The organism is Stappia sp. TSB10GB4 (genome assembly GCF_900185745.1).
Classification (GTDB): Bacteria; Pseudomonadota; Alphaproteobacteria; order Rhizobiales; family Stappiaceae; genus Stappia.
The window spans coordinates 1-18,587 of sequence record NZ_FYAV01000016.1 but is presented as its reverse complement, the minus strand read 5'-3'; the positions used below and the strand labels follow the sequence as shown (position 1 = coordinate 18,587).

The 18,587-nt window shown below is 63.5% G+C and carries 16 protein-coding genes and 2 pseudogenes; 11 read left to right on the top strand and 7 right to left on the bottom strand.

Annotated elements, in window-relative coordinates; all coding sequences use genetic code 11:
* A pseudogene (locus TSB10GB4_RS00535) lies at positions 1-114 on the top strand (IS5/IS1182 family transposase); the annotation flags it as partial.
* Here TSB10GB4_RS00535 and TSB10GB4_RS00530 read toward each other — a convergent pair.
* The 5 genes from TSB10GB4_RS00530 to TSB10GB4_RS00510 form a co-directional block, all read right to left on the bottom strand.
* The gene (locus TSB10GB4_RS00530; protein ID WP_186394133.1) at positions 98-535 is read right to left on the bottom strand and encodes a hypothetical protein; all 438 of its coding nucleotides are present in this window, start codon (positions 533-535) and stop codon (positions 98-100) included. The pseudogene TSB10GB4_RS00535 and the gene TSB10GB4_RS00530 overlap by 17 nt on opposite strands.
* Positions 536-586: 51 nt before the next feature.
* On the bottom strand, positions 587-796 hold the full coding sequence (locus TSB10GB4_RS00525; protein ID WP_186394132.1) for a ribbon-helix-helix protein, CopG family: 210 nt from the start codon (positions 794-796) through the stop codon (positions 587-589).
* Between the two features lie 158 nt (positions 797-954).
* Positions 955-1,176, bottom strand: coding sequence for a helix-turn-helix domain-containing protein (locus TSB10GB4_RS00520; RefSeq protein ID WP_071923272.1), 222 nt, complete (start codon positions 1,174-1,176; stop codon positions 955-957).
* A gap of 51 nt (positions 1,177-1,227) precedes the next feature.
* Positions 1,228-2,361 (bottom strand): site-specific integrase, encoded by a 1,134-nt coding sequence (locus TSB10GB4_RS00515; RefSeq protein ID WP_186394131.1) that lies wholly within the window; start codon positions 2,359-2,361, stop codon positions 1,228-1,230.
* Positions 2,362-2,919: 558 nt separating this feature from the next.
* Positions 2,920-3,924 (bottom strand): sugar-binding transcriptional regulator, encoded by a 1,005-nt coding sequence (locus TSB10GB4_RS00510; RefSeq protein WP_186386125.1) that lies wholly within the window; start codon positions 3,922-3,924, stop codon positions 2,920-2,922.
* Between the two features lie 179 nt (positions 3,925-4,103).
* Here TSB10GB4_RS00510 and TSB10GB4_RS00505 point away from each other — a divergent pair, with 179 nt between their 5' ends.
* The 10 genes from TSB10GB4_RS00505 (at position 4,104) to TSB10GB4_RS00460 (ending at position 17,522) form a co-directional block, all read left to right on the top strand.
* Positions 4,104-5,444 (top strand): sn-glycerol-1-phosphate dehydrogenase, encoded by a 1,341-nt coding sequence (locus tag TSB10GB4_RS00505; RefSeq protein ID WP_186394130.1) that lies wholly within the window; start codon positions 4,104-4,106, stop codon positions 5,442-5,444.
* Positions 5,444-6,271 (top strand): HAD-IIB family hydrolase, encoded by an 828-nt coding sequence (locus TSB10GB4_RS00500; protein WP_186394129.1) that lies wholly within the window; start codon positions 5,444-5,446, stop codon positions 6,269-6,271. Before TSB10GB4_RS00505 ends, TSB10GB4_RS00500 begins: the two co-directional genes overlap by 1 nt.
* A complete protein-coding gene (gene glpD, locus TSB10GB4_RS00495) occupies positions 6,264-7,802 on the top strand; it encodes a glycerol-3-phosphate dehydrogenase (protein WP_186394128.1) in 1,539 nt (512 codons plus the stop codon). The genes TSB10GB4_RS00500 and glpD overlap by 8 nt, the downstream gene beginning before the upstream one ends.
* Positions 7,774-9,357, top strand: a complete 1,584-nt coding sequence (gene xylB, locus TSB10GB4_RS00490; RefSeq protein ID WP_371328836.1) for a xylulokinase — start codon at positions 7,774-7,776, stop codon at positions 9,355-9,357. The genes glpD and xylB overlap by 29 nt, the downstream gene beginning before the upstream one ends.
* A gap of 92 nt (positions 9,358-9,449) precedes the next feature.
* A complete protein-coding gene (locus tag TSB10GB4_RS00485; protein WP_186394127.1) occupies positions 9,450-10,460 on the top strand; it encodes a sugar ABC transporter substrate-binding protein in 1,011 nt (336 codons plus the stop codon).
* A 92-nt stretch (positions 10,461-10,552) separates the two neighbouring features.
* Positions 10,553-12,040: a sugar ABC transporter ATP-binding protein gene (locus tag TSB10GB4_RS00480; protein ID WP_244296393.1), complete on the top strand. Its 1,488-nt coding sequence runs from the start codon at positions 10,553-10,555 to the stop codon at positions 12,038-12,040.
* Positions 12,037-13,050, top strand: coding sequence for an ABC transporter permease (locus TSB10GB4_RS00475; RefSeq protein WP_186394125.1), 1,014 nt, complete (start codon positions 12,037-12,039; stop codon positions 13,048-13,050). The genes TSB10GB4_RS00480 and TSB10GB4_RS00475 overlap by 4 nt, the downstream gene beginning before the upstream one ends.
* A complete protein-coding gene (locus TSB10GB4_RS00470) occupies positions 13,047-14,057 on the top strand; it encodes an ABC transporter permease (protein ID WP_186394124.1) in 1,011 nt (336 codons plus the stop codon). Before TSB10GB4_RS00475 ends, TSB10GB4_RS00470 begins: the two co-directional genes overlap by 4 nt.
* Complete coding sequence (locus tag TSB10GB4_RS00465; RefSeq protein ID WP_186394123.1) at positions 14,054-15,601, top strand: ribulokinase; 1,548 nt, start codon at positions 14,054-14,056, stop codon at positions 15,599-15,601. The genes TSB10GB4_RS00470 and TSB10GB4_RS00465 overlap by 4 nt, the downstream gene beginning before the upstream one ends.
* Positions 15,602-15,737: 136 nt before the next feature.
* Positions 15,738-17,522, top strand: coding sequence for a thiamine pyrophosphate-binding protein (locus tag TSB10GB4_RS00460; protein WP_208984310.1), 1,785 nt, complete (start codon positions 15,738-15,740; stop codon positions 17,520-17,522).
* 252 nt (positions 17,523-17,774) lie between these two features.
* On the opposite strand, the gene TSB10GB4_RS00455 is transcribed toward TSB10GB4_RS00460, so the two are convergent.
* Together TSB10GB4_RS00455 and TSB10GB4_RS00450 are read right to left on the bottom strand one after the other, a co-directional pair.
* Positions 17,775-18,458, bottom strand: a complete 684-nt coding sequence (locus TSB10GB4_RS00455) for a hypothetical protein (protein WP_186394121.1) — start codon at positions 18,456-18,458, stop codon at positions 17,775-17,777.
* A gap of 22 nt (positions 18,459-18,480) precedes the next feature.
* Positions 18,481-18,587, bottom strand: a pseudogene (locus TSB10GB4_RS00450) (IS5/IS1182 family transposase); the annotation flags it as partial.

Sequence of the window (18,587 nt, the reverse complement as noted above, 5' to 3'; positions counted from 1 at the left end):
CGCATGTTCTGTCGCATCAAGGACTTCCGCCGCATCGCAACCCGCTACGATCGGCTCGCCCGGAACTTCCTCGCCGCCGTCTGCATCGCCGCAACAGTCAGCTACTGGTTATGAGTCTTGGCCCTAGGGCGACTTGAATTTCCAGACGCCCGATACGCAACAAATATGAAAAGCATTTGAGCGTATGTCGTTGGATCAGGTCTTCCGTGAGAACCAAGTCTTCCAGAATTTCTGACGCGACGCTCTCAGGCGTCCGCGTCCCAGCCTCGATCGCGGCCATATCAGCGGCTCGCAAAAGCGGGCTAATAATGAGTCGGAAGCTATCTTTTGACTGAGCTATAAACGTGGCCAAGCCTGGTGCCAGTGAGGCTAATACCTCGCTGGAAAAGAAACCGACCATGCAATCGACCTTGGTGGACGCACGGAAGCCAGGGATCAGAACCTCATCGGCAAGAGGTTCGGTCGGCAGAAAGTAAAGCGGACGGACATCCGTGATGGACTTCAACGCGGGCGCATCTGCATGAGATGCAGTCATAGCCGTCGCCTTTGCGAAGTCGCTTCCCACCAGCGCCCCCCTCCCGTTGCTCTATGCGGCTCGATGCCCCGGTCGCTTTAGCGGCAAGTCGTCCACCTTCCTATTACCATGGCGAGCCACGAACTCCGACACGGCTCGCCGGATGACCCATGCGGTCGATAGGTCCAGTTCGGCCGCTAGCCGCGCCACTTCGGCATGATCCTCCTCGCACAGCGAAACTGAGAGGCGGACCACGCGTTTGTCACTTTTCGGTCTGGCCATTTTATCACTCCGAATCGTGCATCATAATTACACCATAAAACCACTCCAGCAATGTGAAAATGCCCGTCGGCCACATACGCCGCTGCAGCATGAGCAGATGGGCGCACGCAAAAGAAGCCCCGCCTTTCGGCGGGGCTTCAGTCGTCGATAGGGGCCGGTCAGGCCGCGGGCTTCAACGGCTTTGGAGCCATACGCTGGCCCTCCAGCCACTTGTTGAATTCGGCGCGGTCGATGTAGACGCGGCCACCGATCTTCAGCAGCGCGGGCTTCAGTCCATTCGTCTCCGCATGGAATATCCACCAGCGCAACGTGTGCTCCGTGATGACCGGCGAATCCGCCGCAACCTGCTTCACGGTAGCGAGGTCCCTGTAATCCACCATGTTTTCCTCATGGTTCGGGGCCTATAAACAGCAGGAAGCCTCATCTATGCCTCAGAACATCTTCTCGTTCAATTCCCGGACCACGCCCTTGACGTGGCTCTCGGACAGGTGGGCATACCGCCGGACCATCTGGAGTGTCCGGTGGCCGAGGATTTCGGCAATCTCGACGAGGCTGGCCCCGTTCATGGCCAGGTAGCTGGCCGTTGAGTGCCGGAGGTCATGGAAGCGGAAGTCGGCGATCTCCGCCGCCTCGCGGGCGTTCTCCCAGGCCGTGCGGATGTCGATCGGCGCCTCGCCGTCGCGGCGCGGGAACAGCCAGCGCGGCCCCGGCGGTGAGCCCAGTTCCTTATAGATGCCGTTCACCTTCTCGACCTGCCCTTCGAGCACGTCGCGCAGGTGATGAACGACGGGCACCGCCCGCGTATCGCCGTTCTTGGTATCGCGAAGCACGGCCGTGTCACGGTCGAGGTCGAGATCGGCCAGCGTCAGGCCGAGGATTTCGCTCTTCCGTGCGCCGGTGGACAGCGCGAACACCACCACGGGGTAGAGGTGCTCGTTGTCGCTGGCCTTGCAGGCATCGAGCAGACGCTTGCGCTCGGCATCGCTCAGATAGCGCATACGCTCGTTCCTGATCTTGGTAATCCGGTTCACGCCATCCAGTGGGCTCGACCCCGTCCAGCCCCACTGGACCGCGTACTTGAACAGCACCGCCAGCATGTCGCGGTAGTGCTTCATCGTCTTGCGGCTCTTCGGCTTGGGCGCCGCTTTCGGGGCTTTGGCCTCTTCGCCTTCCTCGGGCGGCTTGCGCCGACCGTCGCCGGCGGCGGCCAGCTCGGCGAGCTTGTCGCTGACCATGTCGGCCGTGATGTAGGCGAGGGAGTATTGCCCGAGGGTCTTCTCCCAGTAGGCGAGGAAGGAGCCTTCCGCCCGCTTGGTGCTCTCTGCCCGGTGGACGAACACCTCCTTGCGGAAGCGGTCGATCACGTCCTGGAGGGTCTTGCTCGCGGCCGTGCGGACGACGTTCTTGAACTCGCCCTTGCGGATGCCGCTCTCGGTGTCCGACGCCCACTGCTTGGCGTCCGTCAGTCGCTTGAAGGTGCGCACCTGGTCGGGGAAACCCTTCATCCGAACCATGACCCGATAGGATGGGCCTTTCTTGCCTTCACGCTTCTGGATGGTCGCCATGGTGTGCCTCGGGAATGCGAGGAGGAGAGGGGGCGGCGCGGATGTGCCAAGCTATTTTTGGCACACTTTTGGCACACTGAGAAGCAAAAAGCCTCAACACGAGCCTGAAGGGTTCAATCAGAAAATCACGTTATTTCAGCGGCATGGTTGTTGAGAATTGTTGGCGATTTGTGCCAATAATGGGTTTACGCTTGGCTCATAACCTGAAGGTCGCAGGTTCAAATCCTGCCCCCGCAACCAAGATACCCAAGCAAAATCAACGCTTGAGACGAAAGCCCCGATCCTCACGGACGGGGCTTTTGGCGTTTCTGGTGCAGATTTAGAACAAAGCATGAACTGAGGAGGCTCTGCCGGATGCACCGCCTCAGCCCGTTCGACATTGAGCACATCGACACGCCCGACGCCGACCGCTGTGGCGTTGTGATCGGTGCCCCGGGGGCAGTTCGCTTCGGCCGGCCAATGATAATCGACCACTGATAATCGGCCATTGTCACGGCAGTTGGACCGCCTCTTCACCGCCGCCCTCGACATCGAGGTGTGAAAAGGTTCTGGTCCCCTTTAAAGACTGAGGATGCCCAAGGCGGTGGCTTCATCGGTAACGAGGATGCTGGCAAGGCGGGACTGGAGCATGGCGTGGATGGCCTCGATTTTTTCCGGGCCGCCTCCCACACAGATGCGCTCGGGCACGTTGCACATTTCCTCCTCGTCCATGGTGATGTGCCGTTCATCGAACTCGCTGATCACGATCTCTCCATCGCGATTGAAGAAATAGCCGGAGGCGAAGCCGACCGCGCCAAGGTCGAGATAGCACTGGATTTCCTCCTGGGTCATGAAACCGCCCTGCACCAACAGGGTGGGGCCGGTCAACTGGGTCACGCCAAAAAGGATCTTGCTGCAGTGTCGCAGCATTTCGAAATGCTCGCGTATGGCCGGTTCCGCCATGAGGATATCTTTCACGTGCGGTGACGACACCACGCCCGGCGCATGCAGGTTGACGGCGCGAGCATTCAGCTTTGCTGCGATGTTGGACGTGCACAGAACCGGTGAGAAGTCGAAGGTCGCCGCAGAACTGCCGGTGGTCTGGGCGACTGTGATACCCGGGAAGCGGCCTGGGGTCAGGGTGCGGGACAGGCTCAGCACAGTGCGGCCCCAGGCAACGCCGATAGTGTCGTCCGGCTGCAGGCGGGTTTCCAGAACCCGGGCGCCAAGCTGGCCGATCAGCTCTGTCAGCGGCGCGGCCCCGCCCGCATGCGGCAGCAGATAGCACTCGTTGAGCCCCGTCTTTTCGCACAGCTTCTGCGCCATCTCGATCCGCGCCATGCGGGTCGGGTCGATGGCGATTGTCACAACGCCCTCATCCTTGGCCCGTTGCAGCAGATTGAACACCGAAGCGCGGGATATGCGCAGCTCCTCGGCAATCTGGTCCTGCTTGTAGCCCTGCTCATAGTAGAGCCAAGCCGCCCACAGCACCTCGTCCATGGCGAATTGCGAGGGCACTGCCCGTCGTGGTGCGCCGCCGCGGACCTCCGCCGTGCTCTTCCCCTGATTGTACTTCTTCGACATGCAGGCTCCTTCCGTCCTGAGCCGTCCTTGGCAGATTTTCGCGCCGGTTTCCATTGTTTAGAGCGGCCTCCCGCATTTTTTGGCATATGCCACATAATTCTGAAATACGTCATTGACATATGCCAACAAGAACTGGCAACTTTCATCCCAGAGGCAGGGTTCAAGCTTGGGAGGGGTGAATGAACGTGCCGCGCATGACAGGCCATGCGCTGAGCGGGGGCTGGAACGCCCTTATCGGCGACGTGACGCAAGGCCGGTGGCGTGACCCGGACACGGGCGCTCCCGTTTCCGTTCCCTTCCGCCACATCGACATTGGTGACGGGTTCGCCGAGGCCGCGCCGGACATGCTGAACAGCGTGATGCCGGCGGAAAGCTATGCGGTGGTCTGTGACAGCCATACGGCCGATGCCATGGGCTCGCGCATTGCCAGCCGTATCGGCAACCGGGCCGAGCTTGTGCTTCTCGACCATCCCCATGCAGACATGGCTTGTGTCCGCGCCCTTCAGGAGCGGACGAAGAAGCACGCGGCGCTGGTGGCTGTCGGGTCCGGCACGATCAACGACCTTTGCAAATACGCGACCTATCTCGACGGCCGGTCCTACAGCGTGTTCGGCACCGCGCCCTCCATGAACGGATACACCTCATCCACGGCCTCGATCACGCTCGATTCCGGCCTGAAGACCACTCGCAACGCCCATGCGGCCAAGGGGGTTTTCATCGACATCGCTGTGTCCGCCGGAGCGCCGCAATATCTGATCGGGGCAGGGCTGGGCGACAGCCTGTGCCGGCCGACAGCCCAGGTAGACTGGTATTTCTCTCATGTCATGCTCAGCACACGCTATGCCACTGCACCCTATGTGTTGCAGCAGGACGATGAGCGGGCGGTGCTGGAGCGCACCGCCGGACTTGGTGCACGGGACCACGAGGCCATCGGCTATCTGCAGCGCTTGCTGACCCTCGGCGGCCTCGGCATTGCAGTGGTGGGCATGAGCCATCCGGGCTCCATGGGCGAGCACCAGATTTCCCATTGGATCGACAGTTTCGCAGGCAGCCGTCATCCAGGCACCGTGCATGGACAGCAGGTGGGGGTCGCCTCCATCACCATGGCCCGTTTGCAAGACCGGATCCTGTCCAGGGACGAAGCGCCCCGAGTGAAGCCCTGGCAGCCGGATGAGGCCGCCATCCGCGCCCGCTATCCCGACGCGGCCGTCGAAGACTGCCTTGAGGCCAGCCGGGCCAAGGCGATGGACGAGGCAGCAGCGGCAGCCTTCAACACGCGCCTTGCGGAGCTCTGGCCGGAGCTGCGCCAGACCCTGCGCGCAATGATGCTGGATGCGGACGAAATGGCCGCGCATCTGAGAGCGGCCGGCGGCGGGGCAACGCCCCAGGAAATCGGTCTCGACCGGCAGCTTTATGCGGATGCCCTGCGCTATTGCCGCGAAATGCGCGACCGCTACTCCCTGCTCGATATGGCTGCGGACATGGGCATTCTGGAAGATTTCATTGAGGAAACCGTCTGATGAAACCCCTGCGCGACATGGATGACCGGGCACTGGCGCGCTGCGTGGCCGTGCTGACCGACATCGACGACACGCTGACCACCGATGGCCAACTGCCCGCCGCCGCCTACCAGGCGCTGGAAAAGCTGGCTCAGGCGGGGCTTGCGGTGGTGCCGATCACGGGCCGCCCCGCAGGATGGTGCGACATGATTGCCCGCTTCTGGCCTGTGGCCGGTGTGGTGGGTGAAAATGGCGCCTTCTATTTCTCGTATGACCGGGATGCCCGTGTCATGCGCCAGAAGTTCTTTGCGTCAGGTGAAGAACGGCGGGCCAACAGGGCCAAGCTCGAAGCCCTTCGTGAGAAGATCCTGAGAGAGGTTCCCGGTGCGGGCATTGCCTCCGACCAGCTTTACCGCGAGGCGGATCTGGCCATCGACTTTTGCGAGGACGTTCCCCCGCTGCCGGAAGATCAGGTCCAGCGCATTCTTGATATCTTCGCCGAGGCCGGGGCGGTGGCCAAACTGTCGTCCATCCATGTGAACGGCTGGTTCGGCAACTACGACAAGCTGTCCATGACCCGGATCTTTGCCAAGGACATTCTTGGCCTCGATATCGACCGGGACGGGGACCGGATCGTCTTTGCGGGCGATAGCCCGAACGACGGGCCGATGTTCGGTTTCTTCGTCAATTCCTGTGGCGTCGCGAATGTCCGGGACTTTGATCCGGCCAGCTTCAACCCGCCTGCCTATGTGGCGGACGCCGAAGGCGGCGGTGGCTTCGTGCAGATCGCCGAGCGCATTCTTGAAGCGCGTGGCTCCCTGCGGACAGCGGAGCTGAACCATGCCTGAGACGCGCTACGATCTGGCCATCATCGGCGGCGGCATCAATGGCTGCGGCATCGCCCGCGACGCGGTGGGCAGGGGGTATTCCGTCTTCCTGTGCGAGCAGGGGGATCTGGGCGGAGCGACGTCTTCCGCCTCGACCAAGCTGCTTCATGGCGGCCTGCGCTATCTGGAGCATTACGAATTCCGCTTGGTGCGGGAAGCCCTGGTCGAGCGGGAGGTTCTGTGGGGCATCGCGCCGCATTTCGTCCGGCCCCTGCGCTTCGTGCTGCCGCATGCCAAGGGCATGCGCCCCGCCTGGCTGCTACGCCTCGGCCTCTTCATCTACGATCACCTTGGCGGGCGGAAGCTGCTGCCGGGCACTTCGAAGGTAGAGTTCAGGCGGTCCCCGCTGGGAGAGGGTTTGCGGGACGATCTGACCCTTGGCTTTGAATATTCGGACTGCTGGGTGGAGGACAACCGGCTGGTGGTGTTGAACGCCCGCGATGCCCATGAGCGCGGCGCGGTGATCCGCTCACGCACCCGCTGCACCAGCGCCAAACCGCTGCCGGGCGGTGGCTGGCGGGTGACGACCCGTGACCTGCTGACCGGACGGGAAGAGACCCTCACCGCCCGCATGCTGATCAACGCGGGCGGCCCCTGGGCGAATGCCGTTGCGCGGGAGATTGCGGGGACACCGCCGAAAGGTCGGATCCGCCAGGTGCAGGGCTCGCATATCGTGGTGCCCAAGCTCTACAGCCATGACCGCTGTTTCATCTTTCAAAATGCGGATGGGCGGATCGTCTTCACCATTCCCTATGAAGATGACTTCACGCTGATCGGCACCACGGACCGGGACTATCCGGGCGATCCGGCCAAGGTGGCGGCCTCGGAGGAGGAGATCGCCTATCTGTGCGGTCTGGCAAGCAGCTACTTCAAGACGCCGGTCACGCCCGCGGACGTGGTCTGGACCTACAGCGGCGTGCGTCCGCTTTATGACGACGGCAGCTCGGAAGCCCAAAAAGCAACCCGGGATTACGTGCTGGACGTGGACGGCCGCGAGGAGGCGCCCGTTCTCTCTGTTTTCGGCGGGAAAATCACAACCTACAGACGGCTGGCAGAGGCTGCGATGGAGCATATCGTCTCCCGTATCGGCCAACCTGCCAGGGGCGGTCTCGCCGCGGGCTGGACTGGCCGGTTTCCGCTGCCAGGGGGCGGCTTTGCGCCCGGAGAGTTCGATGCGGTGGTGGACAAGTTCCAGAAGGATCACCCGTTCCTGAGCAGGGCTGAGGCCGTGCGGCTGGTGCGCCAGTACGGGACCCGTGCGGGAGCCGCCATCGGAGATGCCCGGTCCCGTGAGGAGATGGGACAGGCATTCGGTGCGGGCCTGCACGAGGCGGAGGTCCGCTACCTGCAGGAGGCTGAATGGGCTGTCAGCGCCGAGGATATCGTCTTCCGGCGCAGCAAGCTGGGTCTGCGCATGCGCCCTGACGAGATCGAAGCGCTGGATCACTTCCTGGAGGAGACGGGTGCGGGAGCAGCCGCGCGCAGGGCCTGAGCAATCAGGAAGACAAGGGGGAAGACAGGAGGACTGGCAGACAAGAGAAGCAGCAAGGGACATGAGAGTTCACCTGCCGTGGGGGCGGCGGGAACTGGGAGGAGACATCATGTTTTTAGGCATCGACCTTGGCACGTCCGGGGTGAAGTCGATCTTGATCGACGGGGAGCAGAAACTGGTGGCCGAAGCGGCATCGCGCCCGCTCTCCGTCACTCGCGCCCATCCGGGCTGGTCCGAGCAGGATCCGTCCCTGTGGTGGGACGCCGTCACCGAGACGCTGGATGCTCTGGCCGCCAGCCATCCTGACAAGCTCGCCGCCGTGGAAGGCATCGGATTGTCCGGCCAAATGTATGGCGCAACGGTCCTGGGCGAGGACGGCAAGCCGCTGCGGCAGGCGATCCTTTGGAACGACACCCGCACCGGCGCAGAATGCCGGGAGCTGGAAGCCGCCGTCCCCGACCTTCTGGACCGGGTCGGGCGCAAGCCAACCCCCGGCGTTACCGCCTCCAAGCTTCTCTGGCTGCGCCGTCACGAGCCCGAGCTGTTCGCCCGTATCCATAAGGTGCTGCTCCCAAAGGACTATATCCGCCTGCGGCTGACAGGGGAGATGGTGTCGGACATGGCCGATGCCAGCGGGACCATGTGGGTCGACCTTGCCCGCCGGGATTGGTCGGACGCGATGCTGGCGGCCTGTGGCCTTGACCGGTCGCACATGCCGCGTCTTTGCGAAGGAACAGCGGTTTCCGGGGTGCTTCTGCCCGAACTTGCCAGCCGCTGGGGCATGCACCGGCGGCCTGTGATCGCGGGAGGAGGCGGCGACAACGCCTGCGGCGCCTGCGGCACCGGTGTCATCGAGGATGGTGAGGGCACAGTTTCGCTCGGCACCTCCGGGGTTCTGTTCGTCGCCAACAACACGCCGCGCAATGCCGGCGGAGCGGCCATCGAGTCCCTGTGCCATGCGGTCCCTGACCGCTGGCATCAGATGTCGGTGGTCCTGTCGGCAACATCCTGCCTGACCTGGCTGTCCGCCCGGCTGAAGAAGAGCCCGGCGGAACTTGCAGCCCTTGTCGGCGACAAGCCGCGCCCGGCAACGGATCTGCTCTTTGTCCCCTTTCTGGATGGCTGCTGGTCGCCGCGGGACGACGCGGCAATCCGGGGCGGTTTTCTCGGCCTGGCCCATCAGCATGACGATGCGGCGATGGCCCAGGCGGTGATGCAGGGAGTGGCCTTTGCGGTGCTGGAATGCGCCAACGCCTTCCGTGCCAGCGGCACGGACCTGAAGCGGCTGCTCGCCATCGGCGGCGGGTCCCGGTCCCGTGTCTGGATGTCGATGCTGGCTACGAGCCTTGGTGTCGAACTGGACTTGCCGGAAGCCAGCGAACTTGGCGCGGCCTTTGGCGCGGCCCGGCTGGGCATGATCGCCGCCAGCAACATGCCGCCGGAAGCGATTCTCAAGCGTCCCGCCATCCGGGGTGTCGTTGAGCCGGAAGCGGCCTTTGCGGCCAGCTATGCGCAAGCCTTTGAACGCTGGGAGGCGTTTACCGGGCTTTGCTGAGGAAGGCTGCCTCCGGGAGGAGACGGATGCAGCGGGAGGAAGGCCCGGCGCGGCGAAATGCGCGGGCGGGCAAAAGTGGAGGAGGATCAGGAATGACCGAGGAAAAGACAGTATCCGGTTTCGACCGCAGGACCTTCATGATGGGCACCGCGGCGCTTGCCGGTGCGGCTGCCTTGTGGCCGAAGGGTCTCAGAGCGGAAGGGGCGAATCCGAACTTTGCCGCCGCTTTGGGCTGGACCACCTATGACTCCGGCCGCCACCTGCAGGACGGGTTCCGGGCCGCCGTTGCCGACCTGGGCGGTACGTTGAATGCGACCGACGCCGGGTTTGATGCCCGCGTCCAGTCCGACCAGATCGACTCGCTGGTGGCAACCAAGCCCGACGCCCTGTTCATCACTCCGGCGGATGCGGCCGCCATTGCCCCGGCTGTCAAGCGGGCGATTGCCGCCGGTATCCCGGTCTTCTGCGCGGACAGCGCGGTGCCGGGCGCGGAAGTGGTGACCACGGCCATGTCGAACAACTTCGGCATGGGACAATATTCCTGCGAGTACATCTGCAAGGCCCTGAACGGCAAGGGCCGGATTGCCCGTGTGATGCTGCCGCAGAACGAGAGCTGGGATCAGCGCACCCTGGGCATGGAATGGACCCTGCGCCGCTATCCGGACATCAAGGTGGTGGCCGAATGGGCTTTTGCGCTGGCAGGCAACATTTCGCCCCGGCAGGCCGTGGACAACATCCTCACCTCCAATCCGGACGTGGATGCCATCTGGTGCGCCTGGGACGGGGCGGCCGTGGAAGGCACGCTGGCGGCTCGCGCCGCAGGCCGCAACGATCTGATCATCACCGGTATCGACGGCGGATCGCAGGCCTTCAACTATATCGCGGGCGGCACGCCGCTGAAGCTCTCCATGGCGCAGAGCTTCTACGAAATGGCCTATGCCTGCGTGTTCTACGCCCATGAGAAGCTCGCCGGGCGCAACACGCCCCGCCTGGTGATCACCCCGACCTACGCCGTGACGCAGGAAATGCTGACCAACGGTATTCCGGACGATTTCGACGTGCCGGGCCGTGCGGCCGAGCTGGGCTGGACCCGCGCTCTGTGACGGAAAAGTCCGCGGGGCCATTGCTGGCTCCGCGGATTCTCGAACGAAAGGGAGCAAGGCTCATGGGAACGCCTATCCTTCAGGCGTCCGGCGTGTCCAAGAGGTTCGGTCCGGTCATGGCCCTCACCGGCGTGGATTTCCGCGTCGAGGCAGGCGAGATCCACGCGCTTCTGGGCATCAACGGCGCAGGCAAATCCACATTCATCAAGATCCTCTCGGGGATCATCCAGAAAGATAGCGGCAGCATCCGCATCGCTGGCAAGAATGTGCACTTCCGCGGGCCGAACGACGCCATCGGCGCGGGCATTGCGACGGTGCAGCAGCATCCCGAGCTGGTGCCGGACATGAGCGGTCTCGACAATATCTTTCTGGGCCGGGAAAGCGCCGGCCGCAGCCTGTTTGCCCGGGTCGACCGTCAGGCGCTGGAAAAGCGCGCCAAGGCGCTGCTGGCCCGGTTCTCCGTGCCGCTGGATCTGTCCAAGCCCGTGGCCCAGATGCCCGCCGTCGAGCGCGAGGCCGTGGCCGTGCTTCAGGCGATCGCCAGTGATGACATCAAGGTTCTGATCCTCGACGAGCCGACCTCGACCCTGACAGAGGTGGAGCGGGAGGACCTGTTCAAGCTCATGCGCCAACTGCGCGCCCAGGGCATTTCGATGATCTACATCACCCATCAGTTGGAAGAGGTGTTCGCCATCGCAGACAGCTTCTCCGTCTTCCGCAACGGCACCTGCGTTGCGCGGATGAGCGTAGAGGAGGCCAGGCGGCAGGACCAGTCTCTGGCGACGCTGATGCTGGGCGAGGAAATCGGCGATGTGTTCCCGGCCCGCCCGGAGGGGCTGGAGATTGGCGAGACCGTCCTCAGTCTGAAGGGGTTTGGCAGTGCGGGCGCTTTTCGCAACATTCACCTTGAAGCCCGCAAGGGCGAGGTGGTCGGCATCTTCGGGCTGGTCGGCTCGGGCGCGGAAGAACTGGCGAAAGCGGTTTACGGCGTTCAGCCTGCGGAAGAAGGCGAGATGGTGCTGAAGGGCAGAACCCTGGCGCCGAAATCTCCCCGTGAAGCGCTTGATGCGGGCATTTTCCTCGTGCCCGGCGACCGGCGCACGGAAGGGCTGACGCTCACCCGCTCGCCCCTGTTCAACGTGCCGCTGGCCAATCTCAAGCGCGCCAGCGGCGGCGGCTGGATGCTGCGCCGCAGGCAGGTGCGCCAGGACGCCAGCGAGATCACCCGCGCCATGGCCCTGCATCCGCCGAGCCTGACCACGGCGGCCAGCGACTTTTCCGGGGGCAACCAGCAGAAGCTCGTTTTGGCCAAGGGCCTCTACAGGGAAGCGGATCTTTACATTTTTGTGGAGCCGACGGTCGGTGTCGACATTGGCGCAAGGGCCAAGATCTACGCGCTGATCCGGGAGCTGTCCTTACGGGCGGCGGTGATCGTGTTCTCCAGCGACTGCGACGAGGTCAACGGCGTCGCCGACCGGACCATCGCCATGCACAAGGGCCGTCAGGTCGACCCGGGGCCGGAAGGCTTCACCCGCGACCAATTGCTGATGGCCGGCATCATGGGGGAACTCCACGCATGAAACTTCTGTCTCCCCTTCCCTCCATCTGGGGCCGGGCGCTCGTCTTCCTGCTGCTGGTGGTGCTGGTGGCTGCCGGGTTCACCATCGCCGAGCCGCGTTACCTGTCTCACGCCAGCCTCTCCGGCATCGCCCGCCACATGGCGGCCAACGGCCTTGCGGCCCTCGGCCTGACCTTCGTGGTGGTGGTCCGCAAGTTCGACCTGTCGATTGCCGGGGTCGCAGCTTTCACCGCCATGACCATGGGGGCGGTCATTGCGGCGGGCTATCCGCTCTGGGCCGCTGTCGCCATAGGCATTGTGACCGGCGGTCTGATCGGCATGGTCTCCGGCGTTGCCATCAGCCGTTTCGGCATGCCCGATATCGTGACGACCATCGCCACCGGCTCTGTCTGCGCTGGCCTTGCCTTTCTCTACACGGGCGGCCGGTCGATCTTTCAGAACTTCTTCACCAGCGGCATCACCGACTTGAACGATGCTCGCTTCCTGGGGCTGGGCGTGTCGCTGTGGTTCCTGGTCGCGGTCTATGCGGCGGCCTGGTTCGTCATGCACCGCACCCGAACGGGCCATGCTTTTTATGCGGCCGGCGAAAACCCCGTGGCAGCCCATTACTCCGGCATCCAGGTGAAGAACTACGTGGTTCTGGCCTATGTGCTTTGCGCCATCTGCACTGTGCTGGCCGTGCTGCTGATCCTGGCGGAAAGCGGCAATGCGGAGACCAACAAGGGCGCCAACCTGATGATGCCGGCCTATGCGGGCGTCTTCCTGGGCGCGGCCATGATGGCCGGCACCTCCGTGCTGGCGACGTTCGCGGGCATCTTGCTCATCACCATGCTGCTCGACGGCTTCTCGCTTCTGGGCGTGCCCTACTACTACAGCGACGGCGTGGTCAGCCTCATCCTGCTCATGGGTGTGGTGGCGTTCTCCGGTTTCGCCCGCAACTGGGCCAGCTCCTTTGCGGTGTTCTTCCGGGGCAGCGGCAGGACCAACAACAAAAGGGAGTGGCAGGAATGACCATGGCCTATCCGGACCCCGCCTTTCGACGCCCGCGTGCGCGCAAGCTTGCCCGAACAATAACAAACCTCTGGCTTGTCGCCGTGCTCGTGCTGCTGACGCTGGCCATTTCCTCGGTGCGACCGCAACTGGTGGAAAGCACCAACATGATTTCCATGCTGCGCTCCTTTTCGATCATGGCCGTAATGGTGCTGGGACTGACCTGGGTGATCGCGGCAGGACAGATTGACGTCAGCTTCATGCAGGTCGCAGCTCTCGCCAACATGATGACGGCAGCGCTGCTCGCTCATGGCTACGGCTGGAGCGTAGCGATAGCCGTTGCCCTTGGAACCGGCGTGCTGGCGGGGCTGATCAATGGCTGGCTCGTTGCCGCATTGCGGCTGCCCGCCCTGATCGTGACCATCGCCACGGCGGGCATCTGCGCTTCGGCCGCCGCCGCTTTGGGCAAGGGCACCGTGATCCGCATCGCCGATGCCGGGCCATTGGGCTGGATGCTCAATACCCCTGTTCTGTCCGTCGTGCCGGTAATCGTGCTGCCGGTGGCGGTGCTGGCTCTGGCGGCCTGGTACATTCAGGAGCGGCTGACGCTTGGACGCTACATCTATGCCATGGCCCAGAACGAGGCGGCTGTCCGCTCGGTCGGCGTGCCGGTGACCCGGCTGATGATCTTGCTTTTTACCCTGTCCGGCCTTTGCGCGGCCATGGCCGGGGTGATGCTTGCGGCCAGCCTGTCTTCCGGCCAGCCCACCATCGGCGGCCCCTTTCTGATCAACGGCCTGACCGTGGTGCTGCTGGGTGGAATGATGGTGCATGTCGGCAAACCGAACATTCTCGGCACCCTGACCGCGACCCTGTTTCTCGGGGTTCTGTTTAGTGGCGCGGCTCTGCTCGGCCTGCCGGACTATCAGCGCCAGATCATTCAAGGCGTTCTGCTGGCGCTTGGCCTCGGTGTTGCCACATGGGCCGGCCGCCATCATGGCAGCCGCGGCGGGGAGAGCGAAAAATGAGCGGATCGTCTGATGTGTTCATCGGACTGGACTGTGGCACCGGCGGCGCCCGTGCTCTGATCTGCGGCGCGGACGGAAAGCTCCTTGCCGTCGCCAGCAAGGACTATCCCACCCGGTTTCCCCAGCCGGGCCGGGCCGAACAGACCCCGGAAGACTGGTGGCAGGCAGCCTGCCTCGCCGTCCGGGAGGCTGTTGCGGAAGCGGGCGTCAGCCCCGCCAGCGTGCGCGCCATCTGCGCGGATGGCACCTCCAGCACGCTTGTCGCACTGGACGAAAATTTGTCCCCTATTGGCGAGGCGATCTTGTGGATGGACAACCGGGCGTCCCCGCAGGCGCACCAGATCCAAGCCAGCGGCCATCCGGCCCTGCGCCGGTCACGGGGCGGTGTCAGCGCGGAAACCGCCCTGCCGAAGATTCTCTGGATCAAGCAGCAGGAACCAGAGCGCTATGCCCGGACCCGCTGGTTCGTCGAGATGGCCGACTACATGGCGCTGCGTCTGTCCGGCCAACTGACCCTTGGCCTCAATCACACGATCAACCGCTGGTTCTACGATCCGCGCCAGGGAGGCTGGCCGCTGAGCCTGTTCGAGGCTGTGGGGCTGGAGGGAATCGAGAGCCGCTTTCCTCCTTGGATGCTGCCCTTCGGCGCGCCCATCAGCCCCTTGAGCGCGGAAGCGGCGGAGGCTCTGGGCCTGACTACCTCGACCCTGACGGTCTGCGGGGGAACCGACGCCTATGTTGCCATGGCCGGGCTCAACACCCTGCGCGACGGTGAGACCGCGCTGATCACCGGCACGTCCCATCTGGTGCTGCCGATGACAGACGCCGACACCGAGGTGGAGGGCATCTTCGGGCCGCATCCCGATTGTGTGGTGCCGGATCTCTTCGTCATGGAAGGCGGGCAGGTGTCCTCCGGCGGCATTTTGCGCTGGTGGCAGGAAGTGGCCTTTGGCCGTGAGAAAAGCGATTTCGAGCGCATGATGCGTGAGGCGGAGGAGGTGCCGCTCGGTGCCAATGGCCTGATCGCGCTGGATTTCTGGCAGGGCAACCGCAATCCCTACATCGACTACGACCTGCAGGGCGCGGTCTGGGGCCTGACCATGAAGCATGGCGCCGCAGACATCACACGGGCGCTGATGGAATCCGTGGTGCTTGGCACGGCCAATATTATCGAGCGCCTGACCGCCAACGGCATTTCCATTGGCAGCATGACCGTGGCCGGGGGCTGTTTGCGCACGCCTTACTGGCTGCAGATGCATGCGGATGCGACCAACCTGACGCTGAGAATCCCCGAGGTGGGCGATGCAACCGCCTTGGGCGCGGCAATCGGCGCCTCTGTCGGAGCTGGCGCTTATGACAGCCTGCAGAGCGCAGCGCGCCAGATGGTCAGGATCAACCGGGAAATCCGGCCCGATCCGTCGCGGCATGCCTCCTACCGCGATCTGCTGGCCCTCTACCGGGAGACCCACGAAGCCCTGAGGCCCCTGATGCACCGTATGGCGGAGCGGACCCGGACAATGCGGCCTGACACCCTGGGTCCTTGAGCCTGATTGCTCAAGGACCAGGCCGCCACCAAGAACAGCCCAAATAGACGGGCCTTTAGCGTGAACCCAAAGGACCCTCCGCCTCGACTGGCGGCGGAATGGTCAAGCTTTGTCAAATGACAGGAAAGGAATGACAATGGCACCACATATCGGAGATCTGGTTGCGGAAATGCTGGCGCGATCCGGAGTCGAGTATGTTTTCGGCATGCCCGGCGGGCAAACCACAGCTTTGCATGACGGGATTTCCCGGCGCTCCGACCGTATCCGCCATATCCTCATGCGCGATGAGCGCAACGCCGCCTATGCGGCAGATGCCTATGCCCGCCTGACCGGCAAGCCGGGCATTTGCGATGTGACCGTCGGTCCCGGCGCCAATCTGCTGCCCGCAGGCTTTCTGGAGGCGCTGAATGCCTCGATTCCCTTGGTCGGCATTATTGGGGAATTGCCGCTCGACTGGCTGCCGCTGAAGGAAAAGGGCATCGCCAGCCAGGGTTTCGACCAGTTGGCCTTCTTCAAGACCTGCTCGAAGGAAGCCTTCCTGGTGCCGTCGGTTGCTGCGCTGCCGGAGTTGATCCGCACCTCCATGCGCATTGCCACTGCCCCGCGGCCTGGTCCGGTCGCCCTGATCATTCCCCATGATATTTTCGATGCGGACTGGGACATGGACACGCTTCTGGCGACCGTCGATGATCGCAGCGTACGCATTCCCTACCTGCGCTCGACCGCGCCCGATGGCGATATTGCCGCCGCAACCGCCTTGATCCGCAAGGCCAAGCGCCCCGCGCTGGTCTGTGGCGGCGGCGTGCATGGCTCGGATGCAGCAAAGGAAGTCACCGCCTTCGCCGACCGTCTCGGGGCGTTGGTGGTCACCAGCCTGTCGGGAAAGGGCTCCGTGCCTGAAACCCGGAGCTACGCGGCGGGGGTGCTCAATCCGCTCGGCTCGAAAGCCGCCATCGATCTCATTCAGGAGGCTGATCTGGTGATCTGGTGCGGCTCCAAGGTCAGCCAGAACACGGGCATGAACTGGACCCTGCCCAAGCCGGACCAGGCGACGATCACCATCGACTTTGATCCGCTCGAACACGGGCGCACTTTCCGCCCCACCGTGCCGCTGTTGGGCGATGTGCGCGAAATCATTACCGCGCTGGATGCAGCTCTTGGCGAGAGCATGGCGGACAGCCGCCCGGACTGGATGGCCCGGATTGCCGAGGCGAAGGCCGAGTGCGACGCGGCGAAGGCGGAGGAAATGCGCTCCGACCAGATCCCGGTTCTGCCGCCGCGCATCATGGCGGAAATCGACAAGCGCCTGGGGGAAAAGGATATTGTCGTCTCCGATGCGTCATTTTCGGCAGGCTGGATCTCCGGCTATATTCCGGCGCGCGAACCGGGACGCAAGTTCCTATTTGCCCGCGGGCAGGGCGGTCTTGGTTATTCGGTTCCCGGCGCGATTGGCGCGGCGGCCATTGCCCCAGAGGGGGCGCGGGTGGTCACGGTCGCGGGCGATGGCGCGTTCTCCTACACCATCGGCGAACTGGCCACCCAGGCCCAGTACAATCAGCGCGTGGTCAATGTGGTGATCAACAACGGCAAGCTCGGCTGGATTCAGCTGTGGCAGGAGATCTTCTTCAAGAATGTCCTGTCCTGCGAGCTGGAAAGCCAGAGCAGCGTTCCAGGGTATGCCGCTGCGGCGGCGGGCCTTGGGCTCAAGGGCATCTATGTGGAGAAGCCTGAGGACATTGGTGCGGCCCTCGACGAGGCCTTCGCCCATGACGGGCCGTCGGTGGTGGAGGTGCGCATCGATGACCGGGCAACCCCTATCCACTCTTTCAAGCGGCGCATGCGCGAAACCGAGGACAAGCCCCGTCCACGCCCGGGCACGGTCTACAAGCTGCGTGACTGGAAGATCTCTCCGGGTCTTTGATCCGGATCCGGCTGTTTAAAGCTCCCGGAGTTCCGGAGCCCTGACCCAGCCTTCTGTCCCGGAACCAACTGCGGGTCACGTCTCACACCAACGTGGCCCGCTTTTTATCTACCGGGAAGCGGCCATATACGCCCGCCTCCTGCTCCTCGTCGAAACGGCTGCACTACAGTTCTGGTCCTTTCGATACGGCCAGAACGAACCTCGAGCTGGATTGGCAGGCAAGGGCAAGGTCAAACCACCATCGCCTCATGGCTATTCCGGCAATCCTAGAGAAAATCGGCTTGCCGCGGCGGAGCATTGTCCGTCAAAATTCGCGTTCCTGCAGGTTATTCCATCTATCCCATGACCCAATATGGTTCCGTCATACCTTTGGAAGGCAACGCCAGACCCTCTTGGATTTGCAATCCACGCAGTTTCCACCATTGACAGCGTCTTGTCATCGGCCTTGCCATCCAGCGCCAAGATGGCACCGGACTGCCATGTCATACGCGCTTTGAAGGTGCCGCTTGCTGCATCGTAGTCGCTAAAAGACACTTCGATCTGGTGCCGTTGGCGACTTAACGTGCCCTCGTCGATATAGACACCTTGAAGGACAACCCCGCTCGTAAGAACGCGTTCCACCGATGAAAAATGTTCGGCGGCGCGTTTCCTTTGCGCAGCTTCGGCTTCCTCCCACGCCTTCCTTTCCTCTGCAGCCCTCTTCCGCTCCGCCTCCAATGCGGCTTGCCGCTCTTGCTCGATACGGGCCGCAAGAGCCGTATGCTCGTCCGAGCCTTGCACCACGGCAAGGCCAGAGAAGGCGCCGCGAGGCTCCCCAACAGCGGCGAAGGGCGATCCCTGCAGATCGAATGCGAACACCCATTGCCCTTGATTGAGCGTTGCGGACGAAATGCCATAGACCTTGACGGCGTGGCCCGCCGGAAGCACCTGACGCAACACTAAGAGTCCGTTTGGAAAATCAGGGATGAGCTGTTCTGCGTAGCAGGTTTCCGCCCATGGCGACGAGGATCATGGCATGAGAGACGTCGATGCGCTGCTCATAGTCGCGCACGAGGCGTCGCCATC

Bases quoted from the DNA above. Each gene is read 5' to 3' on its own strand.
- TSB10GB4_RS00515 (WP_186394131.1), bottom strand. From the start codon at position 2,361: ATGGCGACCATCCAGAAGCGTGAAGGCAAGAAAGGCCCATCCTATCGG.
- TSB10GB4_RS00505 (WP_186394130.1), top strand. From the start codon at position 4,104: ATGAACGTGCCGCGCATGACAGGCCATGCGCTGAGCGGGGGCTGGAAC.
- TSB10GB4_RS00460 (WP_208984310.1), top strand. From the start codon at position 15,738: ATGGCACCACATATCGGAGATCTGGTTGCGGAAATGCTGGCGCGATCC.
- TSB10GB4_RS00530 (WP_186394133.1), bottom strand. From the start codon at position 535: ATGACTGCATCTCATGCAGATGCGCCCGCGTTGAAGTCCATCACGGAT.
- TSB10GB4_RS00485 (WP_186394127.1), top strand. From the start codon at position 9,450: ATGACCGAGGAAAAGACAGTATCCGGTTTCGACCGCAGGACCTTCATG.
- TSB10GB4_RS00520 (WP_071923272.1), bottom strand. From the start codon at position 1,176: ATGGTGGATTACAGGGACCTCGCTACCGTGAAGCAGGTTGCGGCGGAT.
- TSB10GB4_RS00525 (WP_186394132.1), bottom strand. From the start codon at position 796: ATGGCCAGACCGAAAAGTGACAAACGCGTGGTCCGCCTCTCAGTTTCG.
- TSB10GB4_RS00470 (WP_186394124.1), top strand. From the start codon at position 13,047: ATGACCATGGCCTATCCGGACCCCGCCTTTCGACGCCCGCGTGCGCGC.
- TSB10GB4_RS00500 (WP_186394129.1), top strand. From the start codon at position 5,444: ATGAAACCCCTGCGCGACATGGATGACCGGGCACTGGCGCGCTGCGTG.
- TSB10GB4_RS00475 (WP_186394125.1), top strand. From the start codon at position 12,037: ATGAAACTTCTGTCTCCCCTTCCCTCCATCTGGGGCCGGGCGCTCGTC.
- TSB10GB4_RS00510 (WP_186386125.1), bottom strand. From the start codon at position 3,924: ATGTCGAAGAAGTACAATCAGGGGAAGAGCACGGCGGAGGTCCGCGGC.
- glpD (WP_186394128.1), top strand. From the start codon at position 6,264: ATGCCTGAGACGCGCTACGATCTGGCCATCATCGGCGGCGGCATCAAT.
- TSB10GB4_RS00465 (WP_186394123.1), top strand. From the start codon at position 14,054: ATGAGCGGATCGTCTGATGTGTTCATCGGACTGGACTGTGGCACCGGC.